This window comes from Deltaproteobacteria bacterium (assembly GCA_016210005.1).
In the GTDB taxonomy this organism is placed as follows: domain Bacteria; phylum Desulfobacterota; class Binatia; order HRBIN30; family JACQVA1; genus JACQVA1.
Genome location: JACQVA010000266.1, coordinates 34,763 through 45,489, shown reverse-complemented (window position 1 = coordinate 45,489; position 10,727 = coordinate 34,763). Strand labels below are relative to the sequence as shown.

Genomic DNA, 10,727 nt, shown 5'->3' with positions numbered 1-10,727 from the left:
GTCCAGCGAACACTTCTCGGGCAGGATCAGCTCTATGACGAGATCGTGTAGCGCTGGCGGGTCGTAGCGAGCCGGTGCCGTGGATTCCCGCTTTCGCGGGAATGACAAATTGCGTCTTGCAACCTGCTGGTTACGCAGATGCGGCTAGTGGATTCCCGCTTTCGCGGGAATGACAGGTTGCGTCCCCCTTTCGGCCATGGGCCTCGGCCTGACAGTACACAGTACTGTCAGACTGGTGAGGATTTGCCCGGTCGGCTGCACGTTACCCACAGATTTGTCGCACACCCGTGACGTGGCGGTCCGCAGAATACGATTGACAGAGTAGAATGCCCGATGTACTGGCGCTTTCCCGTTGCAAAACGGCGCGAGTACCACTAGCAGGAGTATTGGCATGCGGGAGCGGATTCTTGTGTTTGGCGCCCACCCGGATGACGCGGAGATCGGCGTCGGCGGGACAATCGCGGCGTATGCCCAGCGCGGGCACCGCGTGGTGATGGTGAACCTGCGGGTGCCCGGCGGCAACGACGACAGCTTCCATCACGAAAAGCAGCGCCGTCAGATCGAAGGGCAGCAGGCCGCCAGCCTGCTCGGCGCCGAGCTGATCAACTTCGGGCTCGGCCGCGACGGCATTCAGCCCGACGCCCGCTTGGTGTCCGCCTTTGACCAGGTCATCGCCGAAGTACGGCCCACGGCGATCTACACCCACTGGCTCGGCGACAGTCACCCCGAGCATGTGGCACTAACGCGGGCGGTGCTGGCATCCACGCGCCGCAACGGCTGCTCGCTGTACATGTACGAGGCCACCATCCCGGGCGGCATCAGCGCGGAGGCGTTTCGCGCCCAGAAGTTCGTCGACATCAGCGACACCATCGAGAGCAAGATGGGCAGCCTCTCGTGCTACGAAACGCAACTGGAGAAGTACGGGCAGGGCTGGCTGGAAGCCATTCGCGGCCGCGCGGCGCACCGCGGATTTCAGATCGGGTGCCGTTACGCGGAAGCGTTCGAGGTGATCAAAGAGATCGCTCCGATTACGGACTTGCGGGGCGCATGACGGCCGTGCCCGCGTTTACCCCTAGCACCGCCGAGGCCCGGCGCGTGCTCTATCAGCTGGTGCTCTGCCGCGGCTTCGAAGAGCGCGTGCTCAAGCTGGTCACCGACGGCAGCATCCGCGGCACCACCCACCCGTACGTCGGCCAGGAGGCGGTGGCAGTGGGCGCCTGCCTGGTGCTGCGCCCGCAGGACTGGGTCATCAGCACCCACCGCGGCCACGGCCATCTGCTCGCCAAGGGCGGCGACCCGAACCGGCTGATGGCGGAGCTGTTCGGCAAGGCCACCGGCTATGGCGGCGGTAAGGGCGGCACTCAGCACATGGCGGACTTCGCCATCGGCCACCTCGGCTCCAACGGCATCACCGGCGGCGGCATTCCGATCGGCACCGGCGCCGCGCTCTCGGCTAAGCTGCGCGGCAGCGGACAGGTGGTGGTGATATTCTTCGGCGACGGCGCGGCCAATCAGGGCACCTTCCACGAGTCGCTCAACCTCGCCGGCCTGTGGCGCCTGCCGGCGGTCTACGTCTGCGAGAACAACCTCTACGCCATGTCAACGCCCCACCGCGAGGCTTGCGCCATCGAACACATCGCCGACCGCGCCGCGGCCTACGGTATGCCCGGCATGCAGGCGGACGGGATGGACGTGCAAGCGGTGGCGGCGGCAACGCGTGTGGCGGTCGAACGCGCCCGCGCGGGGCGCGGCCCGACGCTGCTCGAATGCAAGACCTACCGCTTCCTCGGCCACTCGAAGAGCGACCAGCGCGTCTACCGCAGCCGTGAGGAGGAAGCCTCCTGGCGCGAGCGCGACCCGATCGCACGCTGGCGCGCGCTCATGCTCGAACACGGCTGGGCCGGCGCGGCGGACCTCGATGCCATCACGCGCGAAGCCCTGGCTGCCGTCGACGCCGCAGTCGAGTTCGCGCGCCAAAGCCCCTTCCCTGCGCCCGAGGCGCTCACCGAAGGCGTGTTCGCCACCCCGGGCGAGTCATGCGCGAACTGACCTATTGGCAGGCGTTGCAGGAAGCGTTGCGCGAAGCTCTGCAACGCGATCCGCTGGTGTTCCTGCTGGGCGAGGACATCGGCGAGTATGGCGGCGCCTTCGGCGTCACCCGCGGACTGCTGGCCGAGTTCGGTGCCGAGCGCATCCGCTGCACCCCGATCTCGGAGGCCACCATCGCCGGCGCGGCCATCGGCGCCGCCGTTACCGGCATGCGCCCGGTGGTCGAGATCATGTTCATGGACTTCCTCACCCTCACCATGGACCAGCTCGCCAACCACGCCGCCAAGTTCCGCTACATGTACGGGCCGCAAGCCCGGGTGCCGCTGGTGTTGCGCACCCCGGCAGGCGGCGGCCGCTCTTACGGCGCCACCCACTCGCAGAGCCTCGAAGCCTGGTTCCTGCACGTGCCCGGAATCAAAGTGGTCGCCCCCGCCACCCCGGCTGATGCCAAGGGCTTGCTCGCCGCGGCTATTCTCGACGACAACCCGGTGTTGGTGGTCGAGCACAAGCTGCTTTACGCCACCACCGGCATGGTGCCGGACGGCGAGGTGTTGGTGCCGATCGGGCGCGCGGCGGTGCGGCGCCCGGGAAGCGACGTCACGCTGGTGGCTTATTCTTATTACGCCGGCGTGGCCCTGCAGGCGGCGGAGCAGTTGGCCGCCGAGGGCATCGACGCCGAGGTCATCGACTTGCGCACCTTGGTGCCGATGGACACCGGCGCAGTGATCGAGTCGGTACGCAAGACCGGCCGCCTGGTTTGCATTGAAGAGGGCACACGCAGCGGCGGCGTCGGCGCCGAGATCGCCGCGCGCGTCAGCGAGCTGGCTTACGAATATCTCGACGGGCCGATCCGGCGCGTCGCCGCCGCCGACGTGCCGATCCCGTTCAGTCCGCCGCTCGAGCAGCTCGATCTGCCGCAGCTGGCGGACATCGTCGACACGGCGCGCCAGCTGTGCCGGGGGTGATGGTGAGAGCGATGCAAGCGGTGGTGATGCCCATACTCGAAGCCAACATGACACACGGCGTGATCCGCGTGTGGCACAAGCGCGAGGGCGACCAGGTCAAGCCGGGCGAGCCGCTGTTCGAGGTCGAGACCGACAAGGTCAACGCCGAGGTGGAAGCCGAGGTTTCCGGAGTGGTGCGCCGGATCGTCGCCCCGGTCGGCACGCGGGTTGCCGTGCTCGGGGTCCTGGCCCTGGTGGGCAGCGCCGACGAGCCGCTGCCGGCAGCGGAGACTTGGGGCGCGCTGACACCGGCGGGCGGCCCCGCGGCCGGGGTGGAGCCGGCCGTGCCGCCGGCACCGCCCGCCGCAGCAGTGTTAACCCCGGCGCCCGGCCGCCCGGCGGCGAGCCCGGCGGCGCGCCGTTTGGCGCGCGAACGGGGCATCGCCATCGAGCAGATTCGCGGTACCGGCAGCCGCGGCGAGATCACCCGCGCCGACGTCGAGGCTGCGACCTCGACCGCGGCGGTGGCCAGCGCACCCGGCGACGGCACGCTCGATCCCGCCTTCTTCCAACTGCTCCGCCGCGACCCGGCCGCCTTTCGCGCCCTTGCGGGCGACAGCAAGCTGCAACTCTATCGCGAGCACGGTGCACGGATCGGCGAGGGCGTGCGCCTCGAAGCCGGCGCCATCATCATCGCCCGGAATATCGCCATCGGCGCCGCCTCCATTATCGGTGCCGACTCCACCATCGAGTGCGAGCGCTTGCAGCTGGGCCGCCTGGCCGCTTTCGGAAAGCGCACGCGCGTGCGCTGCCGCTCGCTCGAGATCGGCGACGCGCTGTGGTCGAAAGACGACGTCATGATCGGCGGCGGCGGCAGCGACGAGAGCGGCGCCCATCTGCGCGCCGGTCACGCCTGCTTCTTCGGTGAGGCGGCCTACCTCAACCCCTGCCATCCCGTCACTCTCGGCGACGAAGTCTGCATCGGCTCGCGCGCCATGCTGTTTACCCACAGTCACTGGCAATCGGTGTTGCGCGGCTATCCCTCGCTCTTTGGCCCGATCACCGTTGGCGACCACGTCTTCATCGGTAACCAAGCCTTCGTCTTCCCCGGGGTAACCATCGGCGCGGGCGCCACGGTGATGGTGAATTCGTTTGTGGCGATCAATGTGCCGCCCGCCACGCTCGTCGGCGGCGTGCCGGCGCAAGTCATACGCCACATCAGCGCCCCTGCTCGCGCGGAGCAGGTCGCGCTCGTGCGCGAGCGCCTGTTGCCGGAGCTGGCCGCACACTTGCGCCAACAGGGCTACCCGGTGGTCGAGCACACATCTGGTGACATCAGCACCCTCGAACTCGGCCGCGAAGCCGCGCTGGTGTTCGCGCCCGCGTGGCAGCAGCGACTGGCGCAGACCTCCCGGGCGCGCCTGGTGTTGCTCAGCTTCGTCGAGGGCGACTTGCCCGCCGTCACCGCGAGCACGACCCTGTTCGATCTCAACGCCTCACGGGTTTCAGGTATGCAGGATCGTTTGTCCGACGAGGTAAGGGAATTCTGCCGCCGTCGCGGCATTCGTTTCCGGCCTTATGCGTGGCGTTACGGGGTCGGGAACTTCGACGCTGACCGCTTTTGCCCGCGAACTGCGGGCTAAAACGCCCATCCGTCGGCAAGCATCACCTCCAGACCTGACTTTGGTCATCCCTGCCAGACCTACCGGACGGTAGGAACGTGCTACAGGTTGACGCACGATGAAAACGAGTGAGCAACACAACTCTGCGTCATCGGTCTGGGCGGGCGGGACCGTCTCCAGGCTTTTCAGCGGAAGCAGTACCCACCGTCGTCGTTTTTCGACGAATCGCTTCACAATTCACCAATCCGTTCCTTGTTTGTGCCACGGCTGCCTGGGCTGTGGTTACAGATCCACAACCGGTCCCGCCCCGCTTAGTTTCAGGTTGCACTAAGACCCCGTCCATCATAGGAGGCCCACATGGCCCACGCGCGTAACGCCTCTGGTTTTGACCCGGTGGCGGCACGGCGCTGGTTCGGCTATGTGCGGGCGGCGCTGTGGCCCTATTTCAGGCCGCAGGTCATCGGGGCCGAAAACATCCCGCGCAAGGGCCGCGGGCTCATCGTCGGCTGCCACTCCGGCGTGGTGCCGTATGATGCCGCGTGCACGCTGGTAGCCATTCACGAAGCCACCGGGCGCTTTTCGCATGCGATCGGCGACCAGATGTTCGGCCGGATCGAGTTCATCCGCGAGTTTCTCCGCAGTGTGGGTGCGGCGGTCGGTGAACCTGCAACAGTCGAGGCATTGCTGCGCGCCGGCAACTTGGTCTTGCTGTTTCCCGGCGGCGCGCGCGACATGGAGCGTTCTTACTTGACCGACCGCTACCACGTGGTGCCGCACCGCGGCTTCGCCCCGGGGCGCGGCGGCTACATCAAGCTCGCCCTGCGCACGCGCGCCCCGATCGTACCGTTGGCGGTGGTCGGCGCCGAGGAAGCCCACGTCTTGCTCACCAACGTCGCCCCGCTTGCCCGGGCATTGAGCTGGCCGTTCTTCCCGATCGTGCTGTTTCCGTTGCCGTTGCCGGCCAAGATCTACATCCGCTTCGGGGCAGCGATCGAGTTGCCCGGCACACCGGCTGACGCCGACGATCAAGACCGCGTCGATGAGCTCAATGTAATGGTGCGCCGGCGCGTGCAGCAGCTCATCGCCGACACCGTGCGCCGCCGCCAGGGGGTGATTTTCAGCACCTACCGCGACGGCGGCTCGCCCCCGTCACCCGCACCGCGCGCCACCGGTAAGCGATACCGAGCACCAGCTGATTAAAAGAGATCGCTGACGGCGCTAGCAGAGCGAGGAAAGAATCATCGCGGCTGCGATTCCACGCGCTCAGCCGGAAAGTTTCTGCGGGCCGAAGTTCATCGCCAACCCATCAGAACTGCTAGCGGTGTCACGCATACGAGGCTACCGGTAGCACGCGCCCATCGAGAACCTGTTGGTGCAAGCGCGGCCTCGCGGCCTAGCAACAGAGCTTTCCGTCGTCCGGCGCGATGGGGCGTTGCGCGAGATGGTGTGATGGGTGCCGCCGGCAACAGATGATGACCGACGGCGCTCCCCACGTGTTATCGGGATTGTAGATAACAAGCGCGCGTGGTGGTCGAAGGTCGGGGGCGATCGGGCGCAGGGAGGCGACATCGGAACCACGCCGGGGCTGACGAACGACGCGAACGGAGGCGCCGGCACTGGCTTGAGACGCGCGGAGCGGCGCAGGGGCGGGTGCGGGCGCACGACGGCGCGCCGGTCGCAGTGCGATCGTGAAGACGCAGGCAGTCGCTGGGTCGCGGAAGCCGCGCGTGATCATGCAGTAGCAGGCGCCCGGGGACACGATCCGCAGCGGAGGCCTTATAGGGGTTCGGCATCGCCGAGCGCGGCTACTCGACTCGGCCATACGTCCCGAATTCCCCCGTCCCCATGCTGCACGCCGCCAGCTACGCGGCACGCAGCAGAAACTCGACCTTCACGGTGTCGAACGGGAACTCTACCCGGCCGCGTTCCGTGCGCGTGAGCACACCGGCGGCCAGGAGAGCCGTAATGTCGCTGTGCACGGCCTTGACGTCTCGGCCCACGCGGCGTGCGGCTTCGCGGACCGACACTGGCCCGACACCGCAGAGTGCCTTCAGGATCTCCCACCGCTTGGCCGTCAGCACCCGCCAGAGAAGTTCTGGACTCGCAAACGCGATCCGGGCACCTCCTTGTCTCTTTCCCGTCTTCCATGCCGCCACGAAGTCCGACATGGCCTCCCCGGGCGCTCGGAGCTCAAGCGTCACGGTTCTCATCGTTCCACCTCCGGATGTCGCGCTGAAAGTCAGCGATCAGTTTCTCGGGCGTAGTGAAGCTGTATGGGGTCTCGCGCCCGCCGTAGTGACGGTGATCGCCCTTCACGGCCTCGTTGTCATATCGAACCTGGCACTTGCCATCGACGACGTATGCAAGCCGGTACCGATAGCGGTGGGCCGAGCCTTCGATCGGCATCGGAACCTTCCAGAGCACAGTCTCCGCGAAGGCGTTCTCGGCGTAGACGATGCGGGCCCGGACGAGGAGCGTCGCCTTCACGCTGGAGACTATGCCAACGCCAGCAACCCGTTGTCAATGACTCCAACGTTGCGGATATCGAGGCGCCGGCGCGCAGGGTGCTGCGGATGGGCTCGTCAATCACGCGCCCCGTCGGGTCCGCGAGCCGAACGCAAGAGGGTTCTTACGTCATCCGGCGCGATGGGGCGTTGCGCGAGATGGAGAGATCAGTCTGTCCCCGCAGCCGCGGCGGGTCACGAACAAAAACAGCGCTCTGAAATCAGCCGGCAGGTACTAAAGCAGACACCGCCGCGTAGCGGTTTTGTTCAACAGAGCTTTGCGCTTTGGGTTTCAGTCGGCCGGGCTGACGCTGCGCGCGACAGGGTCATAGACCACCGCCGCCAGCGCCGGCTGCGTGAACGCCACTTGGCCGTCGAGGTGGAGCGAGAAGCCCTCCGGATACCCCTGGTAGCGCACGTTGCCGTCGGGGCGATCCCAGACAATGGTCAGATCGTGACCGCGATAGCGCAATCGATCCAGCACGAAGTACGGCCACTCCAACGCCGCTGGCCGTAGCTCAATGCGGTCGTCGCGGCGCGGGGTCAAGCCGACGATGCCTTCCACTACCAGCGCGTTGTACATCGAATGGAAGTCATGGGAGATGTCCGAGGGTTTGGGAAGCCCGGACCTCGAGCCCGGCTCCCACTCCGAGTAGTACTCGTGGGCGTTGGGCCGCCAGGCCGGGTCGTTTGGGTGCACGCCCGGGTACATCAGCGCGGTGTAGCGGGCGATCAGCTCCATGAGATGCCCCGGCGTGATGACGTCCTGGTGGTAATCGTGCAGGGCGCGAACCAGGGTGAGCGCGCCCATGCTGATGGGATGCGGGGCGATGTTGCGCGTCAGCCCGTCCATCTCCCAGGTCCACTGGCGGTAATGAGCGGTGCTCGTAATCACGGGGGGAAAACGCGCCCAGAACTCCTGCGGATCGACGAATTTCGCCAGCGCCGCTCTATAGGCGGCCTCATCGGGCACCAGCCTCATGGTGAACGGAAAGAAGCCGTGCAGCTCGCGCACGGGGATGCGTTGACCGTCCTCAGCGCGCTGGGGATAGAAGAAGCCCGATTGCGGATCCCAGAGTTGCTTGAGCACTGCGCCGCGGATGTTGCCGGCCAGCTGCGTCATCTCGGCTGCCAGAGCGCTCTCGCCGGCAGAGTCGGCCAGCTCCGCCACGCCGGCGGCGTTGGCGTAAACGAAGCTGGCAAAATCGACGCGCTCGAGGTCAACGGGTTGTCCGCGCAGGTCGAGCTTGAGTCCATCGAAGAACCACCACGAGAGGATATCGAGGTCATAGCCGGTGATGCGCGGGATGTTGCGGCTAGGCAGAAAATCGCCGTCGGCATCAAACGCGCGCAGCCAGGCGCGCACGTCGCCGGCCATTGCCGGCAACAAGTGGCGCAGTGCCGCCGGCTCGAACGGGTGGACGCGGTGGAAATCGGCGACGGCTGCGGCGGTCCACTGTGAATACATCTCACCCCAATACGGGCTGCCGACGGCGTCAACCAGCGCCCCCAGCGGCGAGAGGTTGCGGTAGCTATTGTCCACCTGCTCGCGGCCGAAGCGCGGATCGCGCAAGTACGTCAGCTCTTTGATTTGCGCCGGCGCCGCAAACGAGATGAGATTGTCGAAGCCGAGCTTGCCTTCGTAAAAGGCGTAACCCTTGAGATCGGGGGTATTGGCTTCGCTGAGATTGAAGCGCACCACCCACCAGCGGTAGTACCACATCCGCTTGATCGCGCCGTCGGGCGCATCGAAGTACGGGACGTTGTCGAAGAACCAGCGCTGATAGGTTTCGACGTGGCGTTCGATCGTGTCCGCCGGCAGCGGCCGGCTGCGGCTATTGCGCGGCGCGGTTTCGAAGCTGGCGGCGACACTGACTCGCTGCGGCGTGCCGTCGGGAATCACGCTGACGCTGCGGCGCAGGTGAATCGGGTAGGCATCGAGCGCATCGAAACCGGGGGCGTCGAGGTAGATGTAGACCGGCTGCCGCTGGTATTGGCCACTACCGAGCAAAGGATAGGTGGTCGCGCCGCTCGAGTTGGGCATCGTCAGATTCTGGCTCGTAACCTGCAGCGTCAGCTCGTGGGCGCGGCCGTCACGCGAGCGGATGTCGTAAGTGCAGGCCGCGCGGTCATCGTTGGTGAGGTACTTGTTCTCATCGATCTGTAGGCTGCCGAGCGTGTAGCGGGTGAGCGTGCGGCTGGGATAACGCTCGATGCTGTAATGGTTGTCGTAGATCACCGCCGGCTGGCCGTCGATGACAAAATGGGTTTCAAACAAGCGCTTCAGGCAGAAGTCGGAATGCACGTAGCAGAACTTCCCGGCCAATCCCGGCTGCGGCAGCGATTCCCGACTCCACAGCCGGGGGCCGGAAGACAGCAGCAAGTCGTCGTCATCAAGGAGCAGAGCACGAGCGCGCTGCGGCGGCAGGCCGCGCGGCAGCGTCTTGAACACCTGATGCCCGAGCATCATGTCGATATACATTCGCTCCCAGTAATCGCGATGCTCGCCCGCCGGCTCGAAGCGCAACCACGGGCCGAAGGGCGCGGCGGTGACGCCGAGCTCGCTGGCCGGCGGCGGCGCCAGCTCGGGCTCGGGCAGAACGGCAGGTCGGCGCCAGTACCACAACGCCAGCACCACCCCCGCCAGCAAGAGCCCGCCTGCCGCGCCAAGCCAGATTCCCCGTCTGCCCGCTACCCTCATGGCGCGACCCTACTGGGAGCGTGGCGGTCTTGTCCAGCGCCGCGATGCATGCTGCCCTCCGACACCGACGAGTGCCGCATGCTCACCGTTAGCGATATCGACCGGCGCGCAGGTTACGCCGCACGCGCCAGACTTCGCCGAGCACCTCGAAGTAGCTGCCCATCCCCAGTTTACTGTCGGGCTGGTTGACCCAGCGTACTGGCAGCTCCTGCACGCGGTAGCCGCGGGCGCGGCAGACGGCGAGTATCTCGACGTCAAAGCCCCAGCGATCGATGGTGAGCCGCGGAAACACGTCCGCCACGCAGCGCTCGCTGAACATCTTGAAGCCGGTCTGGGTGTCGTGAATGCCGGGAACGGCGAGCAGTTGAATGACCAGGTTGCCGAGCTTACCGGCCAGCTCGCGGTACCAGCTCTGGTGCAGGGCGACATCGGCGCCGGCGACATCGCGCGAGCCGATCACGGCATCGCAGCCCGAGTCGAAGAACGGCCAAAAGGAGTCGAGGTGAGCGATGGCGGTGGAGTTGTCGGCGTCCATGAACAAGCGGTAGCGCCCATGCGCCGCCAGCATGCCGCGGCGCACGGCGGCACCCTTGCCGTGATTGCGCCCGTCGGGATGCGCGATCACCGCGAGCGGCACTGCTAGCGTTGCGGCGCGCTCGCGCACCAGTCTGGCGGTACCATCATCGCAGCCGTCGTCAACCACCAGCACCTCGGACTGGTACGGCTGGCGCGTCAGATAGCCGAGCACTTCATCGAGGGTACGCGGCAGCCGCCGCTCCTCGTTGAAGGCGGGAATTATCACCGAGAGCTGCGGGCTGGCATCGCTCATGGGGCTGGGCTGTAGTCAGGGCTCCGGGCTCGGACACGCGACCGCCGCTCGGCACCATCCTTCGGCACTGCTCGGCGA

The 10,727-nt window shown here is 66.6% G+C and carries 9 protein-coding genes; 5 read left to right on the top strand and 4 right to left on the bottom strand.

Going from position 1 to position 10,727, the window contains the following annotated elements:
* Positions 1-391 precede the first annotated feature (391 nt).
* The 5 genes from HY699_25400 to HY699_25380 all read left to right on the top strand — a co-directional run bounded on the left by HY699_25400 (position 392) and on the right by HY699_25380 (position 5,815).
* Entirely contained in the window at positions 392-1,051 is a 660-nt protein-coding gene (locus tag HY699_25400; GenBank protein MBI4519141.1) for a PIG-L family deacetylase, read from the top strand.
* Entirely contained in the window at positions 1,048-2,049 is a 1,002-nt protein-coding gene (locus HY699_25395; protein ID MBI4519140.1) for a thiamine pyrophosphate-dependent dehydrogenase E1 component subunit alpha, read from the top strand. Before HY699_25400 ends, HY699_25395 begins: the two co-directional genes overlap by 4 nt.
* Positions 2,037-3,014, top strand: coding sequence for an alpha-ketoacid dehydrogenase subunit beta (locus tag HY699_25390; protein MBI4519139.1), 978 nt, complete (start codon positions 2,037-2,039; stop codon positions 3,012-3,014). The genes HY699_25395 and HY699_25390 overlap by 13 nt, the downstream gene beginning before the upstream one ends.
* 11 nt (positions 3,015-3,025) lie before the next feature.
* A complete protein-coding gene (locus HY699_25385; GenBank protein ID MBI4519138.1) occupies positions 3,026-4,636 on the top strand; it encodes an E3 binding domain-containing protein in 1,611 nt (536 codons plus the stop codon).
* 336 nt (positions 4,637-4,972) lie between these two features.
* The gene (locus tag HY699_25380) at positions 4,973-5,815 is read left to right on the top strand and encodes an acyltransferase family protein (protein MBI4519137.1); all 843 of its coding nucleotides are present in this window, start codon (positions 4,973-4,975) and stop codon (positions 5,813-5,815) included.
* 662 nt (positions 5,816-6,477) lie between these two features.
* Here HY699_25380 and HY699_25375 read toward each other — a convergent pair.
* The 4 genes from HY699_25375 to HY699_25360 all read right to left on the bottom strand — a co-directional run bounded on the left by HY699_25375 (position 6,478) and on the right by HY699_25360 (position 10,649).
* Complete coding sequence (locus HY699_25375; protein MBI4519136.1) at positions 6,478-6,825, bottom strand: DNA-binding protein; 348 nt, start codon at positions 6,823-6,825, stop codon at positions 6,478-6,480.
* Positions 6,806-7,102, bottom strand: a complete 297-nt coding sequence (locus tag HY699_25370) for a hypothetical protein (GenBank protein MBI4519135.1) — start codon at positions 7,100-7,102, stop codon at positions 6,806-6,808. Before HY699_25370 ends, HY699_25375 begins: the two co-directional genes overlap by 20 nt.
* Before the next feature lie 309 nt (positions 7,103-7,411).
* Positions 7,412-9,820 carry a hypothetical protein gene (locus HY699_25365; GenBank protein MBI4519134.1) on the bottom strand — a complete coding sequence of 803 codons (2,409 nt, stop codon included), beginning with the start codon at positions 9,818-9,820 and terminating at the stop codon, positions 7,412-7,414.
* Positions 9,821-9,908: 88 nt separating this feature from the next.
* Positions 9,909-10,649: a glycosyltransferase family 2 protein gene (locus tag HY699_25360; protein ID MBI4519133.1), complete on the bottom strand. Its 741-nt coding sequence runs from the start codon at positions 10,647-10,649 to the stop codon at positions 9,909-9,911.
* Positions 10,650-10,727 lie beyond the last annotated feature (78 nt).

Bases quoted from the DNA above. Each gene is read 5' to 3' on its own strand.
- HY699_25380 (MBI4519137.1), top strand. From the start codon at position 4,973: ATGGCCCACGCGCGTAACGCCTCTGGTTTTGACCCGGTGGCGGCACGG.
- HY699_25365 (MBI4519134.1), bottom strand. From the start codon at position 9,820: ATGAGGGTAGCGGGCAGACGGGGAATCTGGCTTGGCGCGGCAGGCGGG.
- HY699_25390 (MBI4519139.1), top strand. From the start codon at position 2,037: ATGCGCGAACTGACCTATTGGCAGGCGTTGCAGGAAGCGTTGCGCGAA.
- HY699_25395 (MBI4519140.1), top strand. From the start codon at position 1,048: ATGACGGCCGTGCCCGCGTTTACCCCTAGCACCGCCGAGGCCCGGCGC.
- HY699_25360 (MBI4519133.1), bottom strand. From the start codon at position 10,649: ATGAGCGATGCCAGCCCGCAGCTCTCGGTGATAATTCCCGCCTTCAAC.
- HY699_25375 (MBI4519136.1), bottom strand. From the start codon at position 6,825: ATGAGAACCGTGACGCTTGAGCTCCGAGCGCCCGGGGAGGCCATGTCG.
- HY699_25400 (MBI4519141.1), top strand. From the start codon at position 392: ATGCGGGAGCGGATTCTTGTGTTTGGCGCCCACCCGGATGACGCGGAG.
- HY699_25385 (MBI4519138.1), top strand. From the start codon at position 3,026: ATGCAAGCGGTGGTGATGCCCATACTCGAAGCCAACATGACACACGGC.